The organism is Cobetia sp. 29-18-1, from assembly GCF_029846405.1.
GTDB lineage: Bacteria > Pseudomonadota > Gammaproteobacteria > Pseudomonadales > Halomonadaceae > Cobetia > Cobetia amphilecti.
In genome coordinates this window covers 25,957-47,766 of the sequence record NZ_JARWKS010000002.1, presented here as the reverse complement: position 1 = coordinate 47,766, position 21,810 = coordinate 25,957, and the positions used below count along the sequence as shown (strand labels likewise).

Annotated in this window: 16 protein-coding genes; 2 read left to right on the top strand and 14 right to left on the bottom strand. The window is 64.6% G+C overall.

All coding sequences use genetic code 11. The features are described from left to right. Window positions 1-16: 16 nt before the first annotated feature. The 3 genes from QD208_RS01995 to QD208_RS01985 all read right to left on the bottom strand — a co-directional run bounded on the left by QD208_RS01995 (window position 17) and on the right by QD208_RS01985 (window position 5,329). Window positions 17-1,780 carry a hypothetical protein gene (locus tag QD208_RS01995; RefSeq protein ID WP_225347178.1) on the bottom strand — a complete coding sequence of 588 codons (1,764 nt, stop codon included), beginning with the start codon at window positions 1,778-1,780 and terminating at the stop codon, window positions 17-19. Beyond that, a complete protein-coding gene (locus QD208_RS01990; protein ID WP_279835475.1) occupies window positions 1,756-3,039 on the bottom strand; it encodes an ABC transporter substrate-binding protein in 1,284 nt (427 codons plus the stop codon). The genes QD208_RS01995 and QD208_RS01990 overlap by 25 nt, the downstream gene beginning before the upstream one ends. A gap of 67 nt (window positions 3,040-3,106) precedes the next feature. Continuing rightward, window positions 3,107-5,329, bottom strand: coding sequence for an FAD-dependent oxidoreductase (locus QD208_RS01985; protein WP_225347180.1), 2,223 nt, complete (start codon window positions 5,327-5,329; stop codon window positions 3,107-3,109). Window positions 5,330-5,625: 296 nt separating this feature from the next. On the opposite strand from QD208_RS01985, the gene msrA reads away from it, so the two are divergent. Beyond that, on the top strand, window positions 5,626-6,303 hold the full coding sequence (msrA, locus tag QD208_RS01980) for a peptide-methionine (S)-S-oxide reductase MsrA (protein ID WP_225347181.1): 678 nt from the start codon (window positions 5,626-5,628) through the stop codon (window positions 6,301-6,303). A gap of 141 nt (window positions 6,304-6,444) precedes the next feature. On the opposite strand, the gene QD208_RS01975 is transcribed toward msrA, so the two are convergent. Next, window positions 6,445-7,764 carry an MFS transporter gene (locus QD208_RS01975; RefSeq protein WP_225347182.1) on the bottom strand — a complete coding sequence of 440 codons (1,320 nt, stop codon included), beginning with the start codon at window positions 7,762-7,764 and terminating at the stop codon, window positions 6,445-6,447. A gap of 187 nt (window positions 7,765-7,951) precedes the next feature. Here QD208_RS01975 and QD208_RS01970 point away from each other — a divergent pair, with 187 nt between their 5' ends. Then, the gene (locus tag QD208_RS01970; RefSeq protein ID WP_225347183.1) at window positions 7,952-8,926 is read left to right on the top strand and encodes a LysR family transcriptional regulator; all 975 of its coding nucleotides are present in this window, start codon (window positions 7,952-7,954) and stop codon (window positions 8,924-8,926) included. Window positions 8,927-9,076: 150 nt separating this feature from the next. Here QD208_RS01970 and QD208_RS01965 read toward each other — a convergent pair whose 3' ends face one another. The 10 genes from QD208_RS01965 to QD208_RS01920 form a co-directional block, all read right to left on the bottom strand. Then, window positions 9,077-9,676: an NlpC/P60 family protein gene (locus QD208_RS01965; RefSeq protein WP_131432632.1), complete on the bottom strand. Its 600-nt coding sequence runs from the start codon at window positions 9,674-9,676 to the stop codon at window positions 9,077-9,079. A 312-nt stretch (window positions 9,677-9,988) separates the two neighbouring features. Then, window positions 9,989-12,625, bottom strand: a complete 2,637-nt coding sequence (locus tag QD208_RS01960; protein ID WP_279835473.1) for a YbeU/YbeR family protein — start codon at window positions 12,623-12,625, stop codon at window positions 9,989-9,991. A gap of 227 nt (window positions 12,626-12,852) precedes the next feature. Beyond that, window positions 12,853-15,936 (bottom strand): efflux RND transporter permease subunit, encoded by a 3,084-nt coding sequence (locus QD208_RS01955; protein WP_215823365.1) that lies wholly within the window; start codon window positions 15,934-15,936, stop codon window positions 12,853-12,855. 3 nt (window positions 15,937-15,939) lie between these two features. Further along, the gene (locus QD208_RS01950) at window positions 15,940-17,172 is read right to left on the bottom strand and encodes an efflux RND transporter periplasmic adaptor subunit (protein ID WP_225347185.1); all 1,233 of its coding nucleotides are present in this window, start codon (window positions 17,170-17,172) and stop codon (window positions 15,940-15,942) included. Window positions 17,173-17,258: 86 nt separating this feature from the next. Further along, window positions 17,259-17,885: a TetR/AcrR family transcriptional regulator gene (locus tag QD208_RS01945; RefSeq protein ID WP_225347186.1), complete on the bottom strand. Its 627-nt coding sequence runs from the start codon at window positions 17,883-17,885 to the stop codon at window positions 17,259-17,261. 393 nt (window positions 17,886-18,278) lie between these two features. After that, a complete protein-coding gene (locus tag QD208_RS01940; RefSeq protein ID WP_054555633.1) occupies window positions 18,279-18,758 on the bottom strand; it encodes a YcgN family cysteine cluster protein in 480 nt (159 codons plus the stop codon). A 69-nt stretch (window positions 18,759-18,827) separates the two neighbouring features. Further along, a complete protein-coding gene (locus tag QD208_RS01935) occupies window positions 18,828-19,184 on the bottom strand; it encodes a YcgL domain-containing protein (RefSeq protein WP_225347187.1) in 357 nt (118 codons plus the stop codon). A 115-nt stretch (window positions 19,185-19,299) separates the two neighbouring features. Further along, window positions 19,300-20,481, bottom strand: a complete 1,182-nt coding sequence (rnd, locus tag QD208_RS01930) for a ribonuclease D (RefSeq protein WP_225347188.1) — start codon at window positions 20,479-20,481, stop codon at window positions 19,300-19,302. A gap of 217 nt (window positions 20,482-20,698) precedes the next feature. Beyond that, window positions 20,699-21,325: a recombination mediator RecR gene (gene recR, locus QD208_RS01925; RefSeq protein WP_043333870.1), complete on the bottom strand. Its 627-nt coding sequence runs from the start codon at window positions 21,323-21,325 to the stop codon at window positions 20,699-20,701. Further along, window positions 21,325-21,657, bottom strand: a complete 333-nt coding sequence (locus QD208_RS01920; RefSeq protein WP_043333871.1) for a YbaB/EbfC family nucleoid-associated protein — start codon at window positions 21,655-21,657, stop codon at window positions 21,325-21,327. Before QD208_RS01920 ends, recR begins: the two co-directional genes overlap by 1 nt. Window positions 21,658-21,810: the final 153 nt, after the last annotated feature.

The window sequence follows — 21,810 nt, the reverse complement described above, 5'->3', positions numbered from 1 at the left end:
AGCGCCTGACAGGCGCTCAGCCGCGCGTCGGCGAGACCGAGCGCCCGGCAGGTACCGCACGCGCCAGCAGGTAGACCACCAGCGGCAGACAGGCCTGCAGGCAGGCGGCCACCGCGGTCAGGCGCGGGTCGGCCCCCGTCGCCAGCGCTAGGGTTTCGGTGGTCAGGGTCGGGACACGCCCGCCGCCCAGCACCACCGTCGGCACGTACTGCGCGATACTGACCGCGAAGGCCACTGCCCAGCTGATGGCCAGCGGCCTGAGCATCAGGCGCAGGCGGATACCGATCAGCACCTCGAGCCGTGAACGCCCCAGCAGGCGTGCCGCCTGCTCGAGTCGGGTATCGAAGCGTGCCCAGGGGCCGGCCAGCGTCAGCCAGGCGTAAGGCAGGGCGAACAGCAGATGGCCGATCACCACTCCCGCCCAACCGGGGCTGGCCCCCAGGCTCAACCAGCCGACCTGAAAACCGAACAGGAAGCTGGCCTGCGGCAGCAGCAATGGCAGATAGAGGCAAACCACGAAGCCGCGCAGGCGGCCACTTTCCCGTTCACGCTCGAACACCGCCACGCTGAGGATGACGGCCAGCGTCGCCACCAGCAGTGCCAGCCACAGGCTGTTGCTGAAGGCATCCCCCAGGCCAGCGAGGGCCTGGTGCCAACTCTCCCAGCCCCAGCGAGACGGCAACAGCGCAGGGAAGAACCAGCTTCTGGCCACCGATTTAACGCCGATCACCACGAAGGCGAGCAATGAGATCAGCGTGACCACGCCCAGCACTCCGCGCGCGACACGCCCGAACAGGGCTTCACTCGCCAGCGCCAGCCGGCTTGCACGCGCCGGGTGATGGCTCAGTGCCCAGTCGCGATGCCAGGTGAGCAGAGCACGCCCCAGCGCCGCGCCAAGCGCCATCATCCCGATCACCAGCAGGGCCAGCATCAGGGCGCCGACACTCGCCGGCAGGCGCGCCGACGGGTCACTGTCGCGCCACAGCTCGATCAGGCGCACCGCCAGCGTCGGCGTGCGTGTCGGCCCCAGCACCTGCGCCACATCCACCACCGCCAGCGAGTAGGCCAGCACCGCGCCAATGGGCAAGGCGATCGCGCGCATCACCTGTGGCATCAGAATGCGCCAGCGCAGCTGAGGGATGCTGTAGCCGAGCGCCTGGCCTGCCTGAAGCTGCGCCGTGACCGGCAGGCGTGACAGCGCCGTCTGCGCCATCAGCATCAAGAATGGCGCCTCCTTGAGCGCCAGACCGACCGCCAGCGAGATGCCGTGGGCATCCGGCAGCGGATACTGCGGCGGTACCAGCACCTCGAAGGGCGCCAGTAGCAGGCGCATCAGCACGCCACTCGGGGCGGCCAGCCACAGCAACCCCAGCGCCAGAGCCAGATGCGGCATCGCCAGTATCGGGGCCAGCAGGCGCTCCATGTGCTCACCGAAGCGAGTCCCGGCGGCCGCCGAGACCCACCCCATGGTCAGCAGCACCGCCAGCAGCGTACCGCCGAGGCCACTGACCAGCGTCAGTCGAAAGCCCTCCGCCAGCCCGGGCAAGGCCCACCAGCGTTGCCAGGCGACCGCCGAGACTTGCTCGAAGCCCAGCGTCGGCCACAGCCCGAAGGCCGGCGCGACCAGTCCAGCCAGCCCCAGCGCCGTCGGGCCGAGCAGCAACAGCAAGACGCCCCAGCGCAGCACACGGGCGGGCGTCAGCGGTGCATGACCAGTGGCGGGGGCGACACGCCAGCGGTCAGCGACCCATTGCGTCAATTGCGATAGCGTCGCGCCCACTCGGCCTCCAACGCATCGGTCCAGCTCGGGTGTGGCTCGCTGAGCGGAGTGCCCAACGCCTCGGGCGACATGCTGCCGGGCAGCTGCGGCAAGGCCTCGAAGGCGGCGCGCTCTTGCGGCGGCAGGCGGGCGACATCCAGCACCGTGTCATCGCCCCAGCGTGAGGGGTCGGCCTTGGCAGCCTGGGCCTCGGCGGACATCAACTGATTGATCCACACCAGTGCTGCGGCCTTGTGCGGTGCACTGGCCGGAATCGCCAGATAGTGCACATTGCCGAGAGTGCCGCCGTCATGGATATACGGCTCGATGGTCGGTGGCAGCCGCCCTTCCTGACGGGCGTTGGCCACTTCCTGGGGCACGAAGGTCAGCGCGATCCACACGCTGCGCTGAGCCAGCAACTTCATCTGCTCTTCGGCACCGGCTGGCTGACGCTCGCCCTGCGCCCACATCAAAGGATGCAGCGCATCGAGATAGTCCCACAGCGGAGCGGTCACCTCAGCGAACTGAGCATCACTCGCCACGGGGGATGCCAGCACCTCGCGCTGCTCTACTAGCATCAATTCAATCAAGGCCTGCTTGAGGAAGGTGGTGCCGTGGAAGCTGGGCGGCTGCGGATAGGTCACGCGCCCGGGATGCTCTCTGGCCACCTCCAGCAGCGCCTGCATCGAGCGCGGCGGCGATTCCAGCAGTGCAGTGTCATACATGAAGATCAGCTGCGCACGCCCCCAGGGCGCCTCCAGACCATCGGTGGCGAGTCCGAAATCGCGCGCACCGATCTCCTCGAGCAGATAGTCGCTGTTGGGCAGATGCTCGACGAAGGGCCCCCACACCAGCTCGGCCTGCTTGAGCGCACGGAAGTTCTCGCCGTTGATCCAGATCACATCGATGCTGCCGTCGCGGCGCCCGGCCGCCTTCTCGGCCAGCAGGGTCGAGACGCTCTCGGCGGTATCGGCGATCTTGACGTGGCGCACCTCGATGCCATGCCGCGCCGCCGCCGTCTCGGCCTGGGCGCGCAGATAGGCGTTGGTCGCCTCACTGCCGCCCCAGGCATGAAAGTCGATGCGTTGACCGCGCGCGCGCTCGGCGATCACCTGCCACTCGAGCGAGGCGAGCTCAGGGGTCGCGCGCCCGGCCTGCGCGTCTGCGGCATACGCCAGAGAAGCGGCCCAGGGACTGGTAGTGACGCCGGCCAGCAAGACCAGCGAGCCGCCCATCAGCGCCAGGGCACGACGGCGACCCGCCAGATGATTCGTCTTCATGAAGGGCTTCTCCTGATGGAAAAATGCCGCGACCCTGCACCTGCAGGCCCGCGGCATGATTCAGCGATTACTGTTTTTCGACAGCCACAGTCCGCTCGGCAGCATTTGCCTTGAGGGTCTTGGTCGGCTCGAAGCGGCCGTTGCGGCGCCAGGTGAAGTAACGGTCGAGCACCTTGAGCACGCCTTCCGGCTTGTGGGCATTCTTCCACATGCCCGCCGCGGCCTTGTTGGCCTCGGACAGCGTCGGATACGGATGGATGGTGGACAGGATCTTGTTGAGACCGATGCCATGCTTCATCGCCATGGTGAATTCGGCCAGCCACTCCCCTGCCGAGGCACCGACCAGCGTCACGCCGAGGATACGATCGCGTCCCTTCTCGGTGAGCACCTTGACGAAGCCTTCCGTCGCACGCTCGGCCAGCGCGCGATCACTCTCGCCCATCTCGTAATGCGTGACCTCGTACTCGTAACCCTGGGCCTTGGCTTCGGTCTCGTTGAGGCCGACACGTGCCACTTCCGGCTCGGTGTAGGTGACCATCGGCATGATACGGTAGTCGACCTTGAAGGTCTTCAGACCACCGAACAGCGCGTTGACCGCCGCGTGCCACGCCTGGTGGCCCGCCGCATGGGTGAACTGGTACGGACCGGCCACATCGCCACACGCCCAGATATTCGGCTGCAGGGTCTGCAGCGACTCGGAGACATCGATGGTGCCGCGCTCGGAGACCGCGATGCCCAGATCTTCCAGACCGAAGCCTTCGACGTTGGCTTCGCGCCCGATGGCCACCAGCAGCTCATCGAACTCGATCCAGCTCTCCTCGCCGTCGGGAGAACTCACGACCAGATGGCGCATCGGCTGACTGTCCTTGTCCTTGAGCACCTCGATGCGCGTGGCGGTGGAATTGACGCGCAAATCGACGCCCTCACCGGCCAGCTGCTCGTGCATCAGCGCGCTGACTTCTTCGTCTTCACGCGGCATCACGCGCGGGGCACCCTCGATGATGGTGACGTGACTGCCCAGGCGCGCGAAGCTCTGACCCAGTTCCATGCCGATCGGGCCGGAACCCAGCACCACCAGACGCTTGGGCTGCACCTTGAGGTCCCACAGGTTCTCGGAGGTCAGCGGCGTGATCAATTCCATGCCCGGGATGGCTGGCACACGCGGACGGGCACCAGTGGCGATCACCACGTTGCGCGTGGTCAGCACGCGACCATCGACTTCCACTTCCCAGGGCGTCCTGAGTCTGGCGTTGCCGGTATGCACTTCCACGCCGAGGCCTTCGTAACGCTCGATGCTGTCATGCGGTTCGACACTCTCGACCACGTCATGCACATGGCCCATCACCTTGGCGAAATCGATTTCCGGCTCGTTGGCGGTGATCCCGAAGCGCTGGGACTGACGAATCTCATGAGCCGCACGCCCGGCACGAATCAGCGCCTTGGAGGGCACGCAGCCGGTATTGAGGCAGTCACCGCCCATCTTGTGGCGCTCGATCAGCGCGACACGCGCATTCACGGCAGAGGCGATATAGCTGGTGACCAGCCCGGCGGAACCGGCACCGATGACGACCATGTCGTAATCAAAGGTCTTCGGCTTGTCGAAGGCCGCCTGCTGCTTGCGCTTGCGCAGCACGCCGACGATCTTCTTGGCGATCAGCGGGAAGAGGCCCAGCGCGATGAAGGAGGCGATCAGCCCCGGCGAGAGGATGCCGGACAGGGATTCCAGCTGGCCCAGCTCACGCCCGGCGTTCACGTAGATGGCGGTGCCCGCCAGCATGCCCAGCTGGCTTGCCACGTAGAAGGTGACCACGCGCATGCGGGTCAGGCCCATCACCAGATTGACGATGAAGAACGGGAAGACCGGCACCAGGCGCAGCGTGAACAGATAGAAGCCGCCTTCGCGCTCGACGCCACGGTTGAGGGATTCCAGCTGACGGCGGAAGCGCTTCTCGATGCTCTCGCGCAGCAGAGTGCGGGAAATCAGGAAGGCCAGCGTCGCACCGATGGTGCTGGCGAAGGAGATCAGCAGCAGCCCCCAGCCGAAGCCGAACAGCGCGCCACCCAGCAGCGTCAGCAGTGCTGCACCGGGCAGTGAAAGCGCCGCCATCGCCACGTAGACGACGAAGAAGGTGCCCGCGACCTTGTACGGTGATTCCGCGAACAACGCCTGGAATTCGGACTGGCTGGCCTTGAGGCTCTGCAGAGTGAAGTAATCCTGTGCCCCGCTGGCAAAGAAGACCACGATGGCAGCGACGATGGCGCCCAGAAGCAGTAACTTGCGTTTATTCACTGGCGATTTCCTTTTCGATTCCTGCCGTCATGGGCATGTCATTGGGATGTACCGTGTCCTTACGAGGCATGTCGCTGACTGGATGCACTGATTCGCGTAGCGGAGTGAATGGCAGTGGCTTGATCACGACAACGGTAACGTTTCATTCTGCATGTTCGCATCCATCCCACGTTTATTCGCGTAGAAACCTATACAGGCAGTGAGGACTCAACAGCGCCAGTCACCTCACGGCTCACCGAGACATGGAGATTTCCGTGTACTCATCTCGAAGGAATGACGCCTTTCCCGGAGACACCATGACCCGATACACGCGAATCCCCTTCCCTGCGATCAGACGTCTCACGCCACTGGCAAGCCTCCTCGGCGGCCTGCTGCTTGTCGGCCACGCCCATGCCTTCGACCCGCAGACAGCGCCCAAGGGCGTCGCCGAGGGTGTCGCTCAGGGCCAGGAAGTCGCCATCTTCGCCGGTGGCTGCTTCTGGTGCATGGAAGGCCCCTTCGACAAGCTTGAGGGTGTGATCTCGACCACCTCCGGCTATACCGCGGGCGAACAGGACAACCCGACCTACAAGCAGGTCTCCGCGGGCGGCACCGGGCATACCGAAGCGGTCAAGGTGGTCTACGAGCCGGAAAAGGTCAGCTACGACACCCTGCTGGAGGTCTTCTGGCACAACATCGACCCGGTCGCGGTGGACCGCCAGTTCTGTGATGCCGGCACCCAGTACCGCAGCGGCATCTATCCCCTCGATGAGGCCCAGCGTGACGCGGCAGAGGCCAGTCGCGATGCGCTGAAGGACAGATTCCCCGAAGGCATCGCCACCGAGATCGAGGCGGCAGGGCCCTGGTATGCGGCCGAGGACTACCATCAGGACTTCTACAAGAAGAACCCGGTGCGTTATCGCTTCTACCGCGCCGGCTGTGGCCGCGATGATCGTCTGGAAGAGATCTGGGGTGACGACGCGCCCGCGCACTGATCTCGCCCTCCAGGCCCTCTGAACGACAACGGCTCGCCATCTGGCGAGCCGTTTTCAGTTGCATGCTCTGATTTACGTGCCCTGCTCTCTATTCTGCGGTCTGCTCTGCTCTCTGATCTTCCATCAACCCTGCTCTCAGGCTCAATACTGCGTGGTGGCCCGGCGCCAGCACAGGATCGCCAGCGAGAAGGTCACCGCCAGCACCAGTACGCTGGCCATGACCACCCCGGGCCAGCCGGCAGCCTGCCAGAAGGGTTCCAGCCAGAAGCCGCCGAGACTCGCGCCCAGATAGTAGGCGGTCAGATACAGCGCACTGGCACTGGCCCGCGCGCCCTCGGCATTGCGCCCGACCCAGGCTGAAGCTGTGGCATGCGCGAGGAAGAAGCCGAAGGCATTCAGACTCAGGCCGATCAACATGCCGATCAGCGAGTGACTCAGCGTCAGCAGCGTGCCGAGCATCACGATGCCGGTGCCCAGCATCATGGTCAGTGCCTGACCGCGTCGCTGAGCGATCGCCAGCGCGGCCTCGCCGTCCTCAGCCGCACCTCCCGGTACCAGACGCCGTGCCAGCCGGCCAGACTGGGAGGCGCCGAAGGTGCCCGCCAGATAGGTCAGGAACAACAGCCCCAGCCATTGACTGCTGAGCGACCAGGGCGCCTCACTCAGCCGGAAGGTCATGTAGCTGTAGAGATTGACGAAGATGAAGAAATTCAGCCCACCGAGCAGGAACACCGGCCACAGACGAGGATTGCGCAGATGGCGACCCAGACCTGCCAGCATGCTGCTCAGCTTGAGCGGCTGGGCGACGAAGCGTCTCTGGCGCGGCAGCAGCTGCCATAACGCCCCCAGCACCAGCAGGCTGACGCCGCCGATAGCGGCGAAGCTGGCCTGCCAGCCCCAGTGCTCCGCGATCACGCCCCCCGCGACCCGCCCCGAGATGCCGCCCAGCGAATTGGCACTGATGTAGAGCCCCACCGCCACCATCAAGGCGGGTTGCTCCATCTCGTCACTCATGTACGCCACTGCCACCGCCGGCAGGCCGCCGAGCAGAAAGCCCTGCAGCGCGCGCACCGCCAGCAGCGACCAGAAGCCCTCGGCGAACAGTGCCAGCCCTGAACAGGCCACCCCGCCGGCCAGGGTCCACAGCAGAATACGCCGCCGCCCCAGCGCATCGGACAGCGGGCCGAACACCAGCAGTGCCATAGCCAGCGTCAGGGTGCTCACCGACAGGGACAGACTCGCCTGCAGCGAGCTCAGGCCCAGATCCGTCGCCAGCAGCGGCAGCAGCGGTTGCACCAGATAGAGGTTGATGAAGACCACGAAGGAGCCCAGGCACAGCGCCTGGGTCATGCGCCGCCAGTCACGCCCGCGCGCCTTGAGCGGCTCGGGCAGCTCGGACTGTGTGGCGGAAACCGAGGCGGCGGAATCGGGGGAAGAAGACGCGGAAAGCGATGAAGCCATCAGGTACCTGCACTCAATCAAGCATGGGGATGGCGCCAGTCTGCGCCGCGCGCTCGCATCAGTAAAATAGCTCGACATGATGCTGGCCATCAGCAAAGCTGATGACAACGGCGACACAGGGATGTCGCAAACTGCGCCGAGAGGAAGCAGCGCTGATAAAGGACTTCGCGATCAACAGGACCCCGCGATGAAACTGCCCTTCGATCTGCGTGCACTGGAGATATTCGTCAGTGTCGTCGAGCACCAGAGCTTCACCACTGCCGCTCAGGCACTCAGCCTGGCCCAGTCAGCGGTCAGCCAGTCGATCGCCGGGCTCGAAAGCCGGCTGGGCACGCAACTGCTGGTCAGGGGCTCACGCGGTCTGCGCCTGACACCGGCCGGCGATACGCTGCTCGAGCATGCCCGGCCCCTACTGCAACAGGCACAGCGCGCGGCACTGGCGATGGCGGAGCTCGAGGGGCTGGTCAAGGGCGAGGTGCGCATCGGCGTCTCCTCGATGCTCGGCTCCTACTACTTCCCGCCCCTGTTGATGGCATTCAAGGCACGCTATCCCGACATCAAGCTCAGCGTGATCGAGGGCGGCACCCTGAGCCTGCGCCGAATGATCGACAATGCCGAGCTGGACCTGGGCGTCATCGTCGAGGATCAGCTCGGCACCGACACCCACGGCCTGATTCGACGCCACTTCCTGAGCGAGGAAATGGTGGTCTGCCTGGCGAACGATCATCCGCTGGCCGCCCGCACGCAGATCAGCGTCGAGGAGTTCTTCGCCGAGGAGCTGGTGGTCTTCAAGCGCGGCTACTTCCATCGCGACTTCATCGAGCGCCTGGCCAGCCAGCATGGTCTCGCGCCGAGCATCGCCTTCGAATCGAACCTGATCGCCCTCAACAAGGCGATCGTCGCGCGTGGCTTCGGGATCACCACCTTCCTCAAGCGTGTGGTCGAGGATGACCGTGAAGAGAACAACCTGACCGCCGTCTCCTTCGATGAGCCCGCCTGGCTTGAGCTGTCACTCGCCTGGCGCCGCGAGCGCGGCCTGTCACGTGCCGAGCAGGCGCTGGTCGATTTCGTCATTGAACACTCGGCGGCCGGGAGGCTCGCCCCGGATGCCTTGAGCGCTGATGATCAGGCAAGCAGCACTACGCTGAAGCCCCCTTCCTGAGCAGTGGCTGACATTTGCCGGGGCTCATAAACGACATCACCCGGCCAGGGCCGGGTGATGTCGAAGAAGACACTTGTCTATTCAAGGGCCTGTCTATTCAAGGGCTTGTCTGTGTCAGCGCTTGTCTGTTTCAGTGCCAGCGTGATCGGCTCACTGACTGCGCATGGCCAGCTTCATCTGCATGGCCTCGTAGGGCATCGGGCGACGCGACTGCCAGTAGTGCTGGGACCAATAGACATTGTCGAGTCGCGACAGCTTCACGCCACGCGAGGTGGAGGCATGCAGGAAGTAGCCGTTGCCGACGTAGACCCCCACATGGTTGTAGCGACGCGAGGGACGGAAGAAGACCAGATCACCCGGCTTGAGCTGCGACTTGTCGATGCGCTTGCCACGCTTCACCTGGTCGGTGGTGGTGCGCGGAAGATCGATGCCGAAGCCATCACTGAAGACATGCTGCATCAGGGCGGAACAATCGATGCCGCGGGAGTTGGTTCCCCCCAGACGATAGGGCGTCCCGGCCCAGCGGTCATGCTCTTCAAGCAGGACATCGCGGATGCTCGGCCCTGACATGGCGTAGTCCTGCGACTCGGCGGCCGGCTGGGACGCGGACTGGCGATAGCGCTTGAGCTTCGGCAGTTCCGGCAGGTCCACATCGTAGTAGGCCACATCATTGGACGGTGTTGAGTGACTGGCACAGCCTGCCACACCCAGTGGCAGGATCAGAAAACAGCATAATAACGCGTGGCGCATCCAGCATTCCTCGTCGTGGGCCCGGCGCTGGAAGGGTGAAGGTGAGCAGCGCTTGCGGACGGCGATAACCATTGATGCATGACGATGATCGTTGATCGATCAGGGGTAACACGGCGACTATCTGACAAGGTGGGCCGGATCAGGCAGCAGCACACATTGCAACACGATGACGACAGTCAGATGACAAACTCAATTCGTTCGCAGGATAGTAGTTCATGTTTCCGCAAACCGTATGCCATTGCCGCACAAGTTAGACCAAAGCATCAGAGAAAGTGCCCCCCTGCCGCTCACCCAACCTGAATTGAATCCCGCTCAGTGCAACGTGCGAGCGTCTCCGCTCAGCACATCCAGATGCAACGCCGGCCAATGCCCCGGGCGCGCGCCCGGGAAGTCGAGACTTGACCAGGCACCGGCCAGCGGTGGCGCCGCCGTCAACCACTGGATGAGCGCATCGCGGAAGCCGCGCAGGAAGCTGTCACGCTGGTCGGTGTCGCCCATGAAGAAGGCATAGCCGGCGAACAGTCCCCGGGCATATTCCTTCCAGCTGCCGTAGTGGTCGCGCGCCATTGCATAGGCGCTGTCCAGATAGGCGGTGAAGGTCGCGTCGTCCAGCCAGCCCAGCTGGCGCCCGGCAATCGCGAGGTCCACCATCTGGGCGATGTCCCACGCCGCCATGTCCAGCTCGTTGCAGCGCGCCTCGTTGTCCCTGACGCGACGCAGACGGTCCAGATGCACCTGCTCATCATCGCCGCGCTCGGCGCTTTCCAGCACGTCGATCTCATTGTCGAGACGGGCGCGATTGAGGGTGTAAGGGCCGTAATTGATCTGGTATTCATCCCGATCACCGGCATCGCGCAGGAAGTCGAGGAAGCCCTTGAGCGCCTCGGCATTGGCGAGACCATAATGACCTTCGAGCCAGCCGCTGAGTTCCTCGACGCCCCGCCCGTACTCGACCATCGGCTCACCCCAGCACGGCGTATTGAGCGGACCGCTCAGCGCCAGCGCCGTGAAGCGATCCAGACTCGGACGCAGCCCCGGCTCCTGCCAGTCGCTGGCGCGCCAGTCGAGCCAATGGAACAGGCTGCCGGGGTCATCGAGATGCCAGCGGATCTCGTTGACCAGCGGATGATCCTCGAGTTCCGGCACCGCGGATTCCCACACCGCCCAAGCTTCCAGCAGACGCATGGCGTCCGGATAGTAGCGGCACAGGGCACTGCGCAGACGCTCGGCACACTGGGCCAGCTCATCGGCCGGGAAATCACCGCTGTCCTGGACCATCAGCAGGTAGAAGGCGTACTTCTCGGCCATCACCACGCTGGCGGGATAGCGATGACAGACGGCCAGACGCTGTCGGCGTTCCAGCTCGACGGCATCGGCACGCCCGAAGGGCGTCTGGGCGTCGGGCAAGGCACCACGCGCGGCATCGGCGGCCAGCTGGTTGAGATGATGCGCCTGCGCCGGCAGCCAGAAGCGCGCCATGCCCTGCACGCCATCGCGGGTGTCCAGCGCCAGCGTCTCGTTGAGATATTGGCGTGCCTCTTCGCGGCGCGCCGCATCGACCTCGGCGACCTCGGCGACAAGCCCCTGACGATAGAGCAGGTCCGGCTCGCGGATACTGGCGATGGCCAGCACCCAGTGGCGGCTGTCATTGCGCCACGCACGAATCGCCGCACGGCAGCGCTCACGCCGGGCGGCAGGCAGCAGCGCATGCAGCTCGCAACGCAGCGGCGTCAGCGGCGACGCCATCAGCGGACGCCAGTCACTCTCGGTGTCGCGGGTCAGATCGACACCCTCGAACAGACTGCGACCGCGCTGATAGGCGCGGGCCACGCCCTGCCAGTCGGCATAGCGGCGCACCAGCAGGTCGATGCCGTGGGCGGCGAAGTCCTCGCCCTCCTCACGACTCAGCCAGCCGGCACATAGCCCGGCGAAGGCGAGATCGACCAGACGCAGCCAGTCCCAGGCGGCGAATTCCAACGGCTCGCCACGATCGAGATACTGCAGCAGCAGCTCGCCATAGGCCGTCGGTGACGGGGGCTTTTCCAGCCCGCCATCGGCGACGTCGATGCTGGAGGAGGCATGCGCGGGGGCGCCCTTGCGCCCTTCCGTCTTGCGTTCGGCCTCTTCCTGAGCCGCATCCGCTTCCAGCTCATCCAGCCACTTGGCACGCTCGCTGTCGCTGGCCGTCATCAGGCGTGCGCTGTCGATGTCCCAGCCATAGCGATGCCCCTGCGAGGCCAGCCACAGCAGCAGTCGAATCAGCTCATCACGCCCGGTGATCGCCCAGGTCTCGGCCAGCCAGCGCGTGACGTCCGGCCAGTGCGCCGCGGCGTCAAAACCGCTGGCACCGTCCTCGTGCGGGCCGCTGTCATCGGTGGTCAATGTCTGACCGCCGAGCCACGGCGAGAAGATGGCGCGCGCCATCCAGACCCGGTCGCGCTCGCCCTGAGGCCAGAGCTCAGTAACCGCCACCGGAGGCTGTGCCTCCAGCGCTTCCTGCAGACGCGGCCAGGTGACGCCGGCGTCTTCGTGCTCCAACTGAGACAACGCGAGGCTGGCCTCGAAGAAGCCATCATCGCCTCGCGTCCAGCCCGCATCGCTGCGCGAATGAGCCAGGGCCTTGAGCCAGTCATCCAGCGAGGCGAAACGCCCGCCGATCGCCGTGAGCAGACGTATCAGCCAGGCACGCGTGCGCGCCTCTGACAGCCAGCCGGCGGTACGTGCCAGCGCCAGCAATTCCAACGCCTCCAACTGGTGCAGCGGGTCCGGGGTGTCATTGGGGAAGGCCTCCAGCAGACGCCATCCCAACTCGCCCGCATCCGGGACTTCCTGGGCCTTCATACGCGCGCACGCCTGGGCCGGTGTCCACACCGTTTCCGGCGCTGCACTGAAACCCCAACCGCACAACACCAGCTGTTGCCCCCACCAGGCACTCAGGGGTTCGACCAAGGCACACCTCACGACTCGATAGGATTCGACTGACGCAACACTTGCGACCGGGCAACTCGCAACCGGCGGCGCATAGTGTAACGGAAAGGGGCTTGCGGCGATGCCCCTCACGCAGGATAGCGAGCACGAACCACACCATGACGCCCGATGACAAAGGCACTGTCATCGGGCGTCATGGTGTGGGTGGCCGCGACTGCGCAGACCAAGATTACCGCATTATCATCACATCAGGATGTCTTCATGGACTTGTTGCCGGTCGGGATGCGGAAGAAGGCGCAGTACGCCACCGGCAGCACCACCAGCGTCAGCAGGGTCGCCACGCCCAGCCCGAACACGATCACCACCGCCATGCTCGAGAAGAAGGCATCCGGGAACAGCGGAATCATGCCCAGCATGGTGGTGATGGCCGCCATCGACACCGGCCGTACACGACTGACGGCCGCCTGCACCACCGCCTGGAAGCGATCCTCCTGCTCATCGAGCTGCACGTTGATCTCCTCCACCAGCACGATGGCGTTCTTGAGCACCATGCCGATCAGGCTCAAGGTGCCGAGCAGCGCCATGAAGGTGAACGGCGCGCCGAACACGATCAGACCACTGACGATACCGATCAGCGTCAGCGGCACGATGGACCAGATGGCCAGCGCCTGACGCAGGTTGGAGAACAGCAGCACCGTGATCACGAACATGCCCAGCAGCCCCATCGGCAGCGAGGAGAACAGCGCCTCCTGAGCTTCGGATGAGGTTTCGTACTCGCCACCCCACTCCAGGTGATAGCCCTCGGGCAGCTCGATGGCCTCGATCTTGGGACGGATACGCCCCAGCACGCTGGCGGCCGTTTCGCCGGACAGCGGCATGGGCTCGGCGTAGACCGCCAGCATGCGCTGACGATCGCGACGCTTGATCAGCGGGTCGCGCAGCTCGGTCTCGAGCGGCCCCATCACCGAGCCCGCCGGCACGTAGGTCTCCTGCTCATCGCTCCAGACGTTGAGGCTCGCCAGGGTATCGAGGTCGAAGCGCTGACGCTCTTCACCGCGCAGCAGGATCGGGATCAGCTCGGAGCCTTCGCGATAGACACCGACGCTCTCGCCGTCGCTGTTGATCAGCAGCGCCTGATGCAACGAGTCACGCGTCACGCCGACACGCCGCGCCTGATCATCCAGGAATTCGGGCTCGATGCGATTGACGCGATTGCGCCATGACAGACGGATGCTGTCGGCCAGCGGCTCCTCCTCGAAGACGCTACGCACCTTGCCTGCCAGCTGACGCAGCACTGCGGGGTCTTCGCCGTAGAGGCGCGCCTCGAGACTCGCCTTGGCCGAGGGGCCGACCTGCAACGCCTGCACCTTGTACTCGACTTCAGGATACTCGGCGCGCACCAGGCGTATCACCTCCTCCATGCGCGCTTCGCGACTGGCCCGGTCCTGAGTCTCGACGATCAGCTGCCCGAAGCTGGCATAGCTGTCTTCCGGCGAGTAGGTCAGCGTGAAGCGCTGGGCGCCCCCGCCGGTGACGCTGGTGACATGATTGACCTTGTCCATCTTGAGCACCTGCTGCTCAAGGTCCGCGATGCGCGCTTCCGTCGCCAGCACATCGGTGCCTTCCGGCATCCAGACATCGACGAAGAACAGCGGGGTCGAGGCATCCGGGAAGAAGGCATTCTTGACCTGACCGAAGCTCATCACGGCCGCCACCAGCAACGCCACCGCGCCCCCCAGGGTCAGCCAGCGCAGGCGAATCGCCCAGCTCAGCAGGCTGCGGAAGCCACGGAAGATGACGCCACGATAGGGGTCTTCCTCCTGATTCTCGTCCGTGTCGCTGCCTGCCGTCTCCCGCGCTTCGCGGAAGAACATGTCGAAGAAGAACGGTGTCAGCGTCAGGGCGGTGATCCAGCTCAACAGCAACGAGTAGCACAGCACCCAGAACAATGACCCGACGAACTCGCCGGTGGCATCCGGCGACAGACCGATGGGCGCGAAGGCGGTGATCGCGATCACCGTGGCCCCCAGCAGCGGCATGCGGTTCTGGTTGACGACCTCGAAAGCGGCCTGGCGCTTGGTCTTGCCGCGCTTGAGACCGATCAACATGCCCTCGGTGACCACGATGGCGTTATCCACCAGCATGCCCAGCGCGATGATCAAGGCCCCCAGCGAGATCTTCTGCAGCTCGATGCCATGAATCGACATCATCACGAAGGTGCCGAGAATGGTGATCAACAGCACCAGCCCCATCAGCACGCCGCTCTTGACGCCCATGAATACCAGCAGCACCAGAATCACGATGCCGACGGCCTCGGCCAGGTTGATCAAGAAGCCGGACACCGCCTCATCCACCACCTGGGGCTGGTGATAGACCGTGGTCAGCTCCATGCCCAGCGGCATGCGCGACTCAAGCTCGCCAAGACGCTTGTCGACCAGCGCACCGACCTCGACCACATTGACGCCAGAGGCGAACGAGATGCCCAGCGACAGCGCCGTCTCACCATCGGTGTGATAGAGGCGCGACGGCGATTCGGTGTACTCGCGGCTGACCGAGGCGATATCGCCGAGACGAATCAGGCCACCATTGCCGGGACGACCGACCACCAGACGCTCCAGGTCCTGCACGCTCTGGAACTCGCCACTTGGCTGCAGTTCCAGCGACAGGCCGTTCTGACGGATCCGTCCGGCGTCGCCGACCACGTTCTGGGCATTGAGCAGGTTGGCGAGCTGATCCGGCGAGATGTTCAGCGCCTGCATGCGATCACGATCCAGCGCGACGATGACCTGCTCGCTGCGCGCGCCGACGATGGAGACCTTCTTTACCCCCTCCACCAGCGTCAGCTCGCGCTGCAGGAAGTCGGCCTGGTCCTCGAGATCATGCGCCGAATAGCCCTTGCCGCTCAGGTTGTAGAGCAGCCCGAACACATCGCCGAAGTCGTCATTGACGATCGAGGAGCCACTGCCGGGCGGCAGGCTCGACTGGGCGTCATTGATCTTGCGGCGCAGCAGATCCCAGTACTGCTGCATCTCGCCTTCGCGCACGCTGCTCTCGAGCTCCAGCGTGATCTGGGAAAGCCCGGAGCTGTTGACCGAGCTGACGCGCTTGAGATTGGGAATCTGCTGGATCGCCTTCTCCAGCGGCAGCGTGACTTCCTCTTCCACCTGCTTGGGCGTCGCGCCCGGATACTGGGTAATCACCACCGCGTTGCGGATGGTGAACTCGGGAAATTCCAGCTGGCCGAGGCCGAAGAAGGAGGTCACGCCACCCACCGACAGCAGCAACACGACCATCCAGCTGATGACCTTGTGTCTCAGGAAATAATCGACCATGGATCAGAGCCCCGCTTCCTTGACCCAGGGACGCACAGGCTCCCCGGCTTCCATGCGACTGGCGCCCGCGGTGACCAGACGGTCACCGGCACTCAGTTCTCCCGTGATCACCAGCCCTTCGCCGGTGGCCTGCAGTACCGTGACCGGCACGGCCTCGACGGTGCCCTGGGCGCCAGCTTCCTGCTGCTTGCCCTCGCTCTTGCCGGCGTCCTCGTTGATCGTTTCGCTCACCTGAGCGTCACCGCCCTTGGGCACATAGCGCCACACCACGGCCTGGTTCGGGCTTTCCTCCTGAGTGACCACCGCCTCGATCGGCACGCGCCACTGGCCCTGGGTCGCCGCCGTCAGCTGCTGCATGTCCAGCTCCACGGTGGCGCTCATGCCTGACAGCACGGTGATGTCCTGCGGCTCCGGCAGCGTCAGGGTGACTTCATAGCTCAGCGAGCCCTCGCTGGCGCTGGTGTCGTGCTCCTTGTAACGGGCCGGATAGCGCGACTCGCCACTGCCGAAGCGCACCCAGGCCAGGGCGGCATCCTCAAGGCGCCCGGCCTCGGCACGCTCACGATCGATGGCGCGCACCTGACGCTCCGGCATGTTGAAGATCACGTCGATCTGACCCGGCTGCTGCAGCACGGCGATGGTTTCCTGAGCGGCGACCACCTGATAGTTGTCCACCGGCACGCGCGCGATCACCCCGTTATAGGGTGCCTTGAGATAGGTGTAGCTAAGTTGGTCCTGCGCCTGGGAATACTGGGCCTGCGCTGACTGGAATTCGGCCTGCGCCTCATCGAAGCGCGCCCGACTGATGGCGCCCTTCTCCACCGAGTACTTCATGCGCTTGTAGGTCGCCTGCGCCAGATTGAAGCTGGAGCGGGCATTGTTGAGCTCGCTTCTGGCATCGCGATCATCCAGGCGCGCGATCAGCTCGCCCTTCTCGACCTCCTGACCGGCCTGGACCTTGAGTTCACGCAGCTCACCGCCGATACGGAACGACAGGTTGGAGCGCTCCGAGGCCTCGACCACACCGGGGTAGCGCTGGATGACACCGCCGCCTTCATCCGACAGCGACAGCAACTTGACCGGATGCACCTTCTGCTTCTCCAGCGGCGCCTCTTCCTCGCTGCAGGCCGCAAGCCCGAGGGCCAGCACGAGTCCGGCGAACAGCTGAAGGACGCGGCCTCCCCGCCAGGCGAAAGGAGTACGCAGGTGTGGCTTGGCACCAGGTCGAAGTTTCATCAGCGGGCCCTTGAGTCGTTGGAATAAAATGGCACAAGCGAAAATCTGTCATCTGTCCGGCGTGCGCGCTTCGGGGCTGGCTGCCCTCACTGGCGAAGCGCGATCGCGTCCCAGGCCATCTCGAAGGCCTGGTCGAAGCTGGCATGACTGATGGCCGGCAACTGGCAACTGGAGCCCTGCAGCAGGCTGTAGATCGACCGGAACATGAACACCTCGATGAGGGCGAGATCGATCTGCTTGAGGATGCCGGACTGCTGGCCCAGCGCGAAGGCGTCCAGCAAGGGCGCGGCGCGCTCCTGATTGGCCACCCTCAGGGCGTCCTGCATATGGGAAGAGTGCAGAAACTGATCGTGAAAGAGGAACAACGCAGGCTGACGGCGCCCCAGCGCCACCAGGGCATTCCACACCCGACACAGTGCCGACTTCAGCTGCTGGGCGGCCGGCGACAGCGTTGACGGCTCGGCCTCGAATGCCTCTGCCGGCTCGGCCTGGAAGGCCTCGATGGCGACCGCGATGATGCGCCGGCTGACCTCGCGAAAGGTCGCCTCCAGCAGGTCATCCTTGCCGCGGTAGTAGAGATAGAGCGTGCCGGGCGACATGCCGGCGGCACGCGCGATGCGCGCCACGGAGGTCACGGCAAAACCATGCTCGGCCACCTCATGCAGCGTGGCTTCCAGCAACGCCTGCTGCTTGTGTTCATCACGATGGCGCATGGCCCGTCTGCCTCTGGTCTGTTCTGGTCTGTTCTGGTCTGTTTTGGTCAGTTCTAGTCTGATCTGGTCTTGAGCGAATCCTCACAAAATAAATGAACGTTCATTTATTTACAACCAGACATTGCGCGGCCGAGTGCGTGCACCCGCCTCGGCCATGCAAATCAGCTCATCAAAATCAGCTTATGCAAATTATCGTATCTAGCAGATCAAGCCGTGACTGAGGGTCAGAGGCGTCAAATACAAGGCCACTGAATGCCTGACTCGAAATGCCTGACTCGAAATGTCAGGCACGGAATGCCAGATACAGAATGTCAGAAACAAGAAAGCGCAGCTCATAGAGCTGCGCTTTCTAAAGACATCCACCTGAAATCTGACACGCGCCCGCGGCGCGTCTCAGCTCTCGGGATCGATGATCGCGATGATGTGGTCTTCCAGGTCCTGCTGGCGCACCGATACCTCGGAGACGGCGAAGCGTGACACCGAGACCCCGGCGCGCTTGACGCTCTTGGCATCCCCGGTCAACAGCGGGTGCCATTCGGGCAGCTCACGGCCTTCATTCAGGCGACGATAGCCGCAGGTTTCCGGCAGCCAGCGCAGCTTGCCCACCGTCTCGACATCCAGCGGGATGCAGCCCGGCACGCGCGTGGCGCGATTGGGATAATCGCGGCAGCTGACCTTGCGCACATCCAGCAGACGACAGGCGACATCGAGTACCGCGATATCGCCACTGTCTTCATCCTCGAACTTGAGCAGGCAGCATTGGCCACAGCCATCGCACAGCGCCTCCCACTCGGCGGTATTCAGCTCCGAGAGTGCGTGGCGCTCCCAGAAACGCTCACGCTTTCCGCCGTCAGGCTGCGGAACATCGCTCATCTTGCTCTCCTCGCCCTGCCGGGCAGCAGGGTCGTTTCATCAGTACGGTCTTGTCTGCCGGACAGGGCGTCAGTAATGCGTTTCCGGCGGCGTCACGCCAATCTCCTTGAGGAGATTTTCCTTGGCCGGCGGCATCTGCAGATAGAAGCCCTGCTCGCGAATCTTCTCGAGCACCGTGGTGCTGGCAACGCGCGCCAGCGGCTTGTCGGCACGAATCAGCAGTGTCATCAAAGGGGTCGGCGTGCCGAAGATGCCCAGCAGGGATTCCGGCACATCCTTGAGTCCACGCGCCTTCTCGACGTAGAGATACATCTCGTCCTTCTTGGCGCTCTTGTAGATCTCGCAGATCATCTTGTCGTCTGTCATCGGGCTACCCATCATCTTGCAGCGCTTGCGCGCATCAGCGGGCTCTCGCGTCACGGGCATGACCCGAGAGCTCACTACCGGTTTCTGGCCTGTTTCTGACCTGTGTTGCTGGCAGGCCAGGCTGCGCGAGCCTCGCGCATGCCCCTTGCAGTCTGGCCCACGAAAGCGGCGAGCGTCAGCTCTCGAGCGCCTTGGCCAGGCGCGCGGCCAGCAGCTCACCACGCCAGCCCTGCGCCAAGGGCAGCGGCTCGCCCTCGTAATCGGCGATCACCAGCGCTTCCATGTCACGGCGCTTGCCGAGAATCTCAGGCTTGAGCTGCTGTGCCTCCGCCACCGCATTGACCTCACGCTTGAGGCGCTTCATGCAGTTCTTCCACTCCGGCGCCAACGGCGACGGCGGCACGCGCGGCAGCTGACTGTCATCGAGCATCGCCACGTCCTTGAGCAGCGTCAGCACGGTGTCCCCGTGGCGCTTGATCTGCGGCGGATGCATGCCATCGACCTTGGCCAGCTCGAAGCGATTGGTCGGCAGTCGCTCGCAGATCCCGAACAGCTGCGCATCGGCCAGCAGGCGTGAACGCGGCACGTCGCGCAGACGAATCTGCTCCTCGCGCCAGTCACACAGCACCTGCCAGGCGGCCAGGCCACGCGGCGAGAGCTTCCACAGGCTGCGATGACGCTTCCAGTACTCCGGGTCCGGCGTGGCACCGCCGCTGCTGCCCGGGTCCCGGCAATCCTCTTCAAGCCACGCCATGCGGTCCAACTCGAGCAATGCATCACGCTGCTCGGACCACACCTGCGGCAGGAACAGCACGTCCAGCGCGGCGTAATCGCACTGCGCCTGACTCAAGGGGCGCTTGAGCCAGTTGGAACGCGTCTCTTCCTTGGGCACGGTGACGCCCACCACGCGCTCGACCAGACGCTGATAGCCCATTGAGGCTTCGCCGCCGGTCAGGCCTTCGGCGATCTGGGTATCGATCAGCGGCGTCGGCGCCACGCCCGCCCAGCGCAGGAAGACTTCCATGTCCTCGCCACAGGCGTGCAGCAGCTTGAGCGGACCCTCTGCCCCCAGCAGACGCTTGAGCGCCTCGCTGGCCGGCACCACGGTGGGGTCGATCAGGAAGATGCGCGGCGTCTTGCCGTCCGCACCGGGCAGCTCGCCGTCACGGGCGGCCATCAGCTGCACCAGTGCCGGAATCGGGAAGAAGGTCGACTCGCGGATGAATTCGGTGTCCAACGCCAGCCAATCGGCGCCTTCCAGTTCTGCACAGGCAGCGGCCAGCGCCTCGGGGGTCTCGACCCAGACGGCCTCGAAATCGAGTTCTGACAGCAGTGCGGTGGCGGGTTGATCACTCATCAGCAAGGAAATCTCGTGGTGACAGGCTTGCCCGGGCAAGCGGGAATTGAAGGTGACGGGCACTCGCCAGACACCGGGCGGTAAACGACCGCGGGCGTGGTGGTTCCTGACCACCACGCCCGCAGACGTGCTGCTGTAGTTGCTTTGATACCGAAGCTGCTTTGCTACCGAAGTTGCCTTGATGCCGGTGCCGAACAGCGTCGGCACCGGTATCGCATCAGATCTCGCCGAGGGTGAACGGCAGACGGCCGCTGAAAGCACGACTGAGCGTGCCGCCATCGACGTATTCAAGCTCCCCGCCCATCGGCACGCCATAGGCCAGACGCGTCAGCTTGAGCGGCTGCCCACCGTGCTGCACATCGCGAAGCTGCTCGGCGATGTAATGTGCGGTGGCCTCGCCCTCGACCGTCGGGTTGGTGGCCAGCACCAGCTCCTCGATCTGGCTCTCGCGGACGCGGGTTTCCAGCGCATCCAGCCCGATATCCTCGGGCCCGATACCATCCAGCGGCGACAGATGGCCGTGCAGCACGAAATAGCGCCCCACATAGCCACCCGCGCCCTCGATGGCGAGCTGGTCGGCGGGCGATTCCACCACGCACAGCACGCGCTCATCACGCCGCGGACTCAGGCACAGCTGACAGACCTCTTCCTCGGTCAGCGTGCGACAGCGCGCGCAATAACCGACGCGCTCCAGCGCCTCGCCCAGCACGCCGACCAGACGGTCGGCGCCCATGCGATCACGCTCCAGCAGATGCAGCGCCATGCGCTGTGCCGTTCGCGGGCCAACGCCCGGCAGCACGCGCAAGGCATCCAGCAACTGATCTACCAGCGGCGAAAATCCCATCAGAACGGCATCTTGAAGCCGGCCGGAAGGTTCATGCCAGCAGTCGCCTCTTCCATCTGCTTCTTGGAATTGACTTCGACTTTGCGCACCGCGTCATTGACGGCGGCCGCCAGCAGATCTTCCAGCAGCTCCTTGTCTTCTTCCATCAGGCTCGGGTCGATCTCGACGCGCGCGACGTCATGACGACCGTTCATGGTGACCTTGACCATGCCCGCGCCGGATTCGCCCTGGACTTCCGCCTTGGCGGCTTCTTCCTGGACCTTCTGCATGCGCTCCTGCATTTCCTGCGCCTGCTTCATGATGTTACCCATACCGCCTTTTCCACCGAACATGGCTCACCTCATCAATAACGTGTTGAACATGACCTAACGATAAATGCTGTCTGCCGGACGTGCCATGTCGTGGCACCTCCGGCCTGTGGTGTGCATGCCTTGTCGGCACACGCACCGCGAATCCGGGAAAGCGTCAGCGATGCCCGGCACCGC

Excerpts from the sequence above, each read along its gene's own strand:
- QD208_RS01990 (WP_279835475.1), bottom strand. The coding sequence starts at position 3,039 with ATGAAGACGAATCATCTGGCGGGTCGCCGTCGTGCCCTGGCGCTGATG.
- msrA (WP_225347181.1), top strand. The coding sequence starts at position 5,626 with ATGACCCGATACACGCGAATCCCCTTCCCTGCGATCAGACGTCTCACG.
- QD208_RS01975 (WP_225347182.1), bottom strand. The coding sequence starts at position 7,764 with ATGGCTTCATCGCTTTCCGCGTCTTCTTCCCCCGATTCCGCCGCCTCG.
- QD208_RS01970 (WP_225347183.1), top strand. The coding sequence starts at position 7,952 with ATGAAACTGCCCTTCGATCTGCGTGCACTGGAGATATTCGTCAGTGTC.
- QD208_RS01965 (WP_131432632.1), bottom strand. The coding sequence starts at position 9,676 with ATGCGCCACGCGTTATTATGCTGTTTTCTGATCCTGCCACTGGGTGTG.
- QD208_RS01955 (WP_215823365.1), bottom strand. The coding sequence starts at position 15,936 with ATGGTCGATTATTTCCTGAGACACAAGGTCATCAGCTGGATGGTCGTG.
- QD208_RS01950 (WP_225347185.1), bottom strand. The coding sequence starts at position 17,172 with ATGAAACTTCGACCTGGTGCCAAGCCACACCTGCGTACTCCTTTCGCC.
- QD208_RS01945 (WP_225347186.1), bottom strand. The coding sequence starts at position 17,885 with ATGCGCCATCGTGATGAACACAAGCAGCAGGCGTTGCTGGAAGCCACG.
- QD208_RS01940 (WP_054555633.1), bottom strand. The coding sequence starts at position 18,758 with ATGAGCGATGTTCCGCAGCCTGACGGCGGAAAGCGTGAGCGTTTCTGG.
- QD208_RS01935 (WP_225347187.1), bottom strand. The coding sequence starts at position 19,184 with ATGCCCGTGACGCGAGAGCCCGCTGATGCGCGCAAGCGCTGCAAGATG.
- rnd (WP_225347188.1), bottom strand. The coding sequence starts at position 20,481 with ATGAGTGATCAACCCGCCACCGCACTGCTGTCAGAACTCGATTTCGAG.
- recR (WP_043333870.1), bottom strand. The coding sequence starts at position 21,325 with ATGGGATTTTCGCCGCTGGTAGATCAGTTGCTGGATGCCTTGCGCGTG.
- QD208_RS01920 (WP_043333871.1), bottom strand. The coding sequence starts at position 21,657 with ATGTTCGGTGGAAAAGGCGGTATGGGTAACATCATGAAGCAGGCGCAG.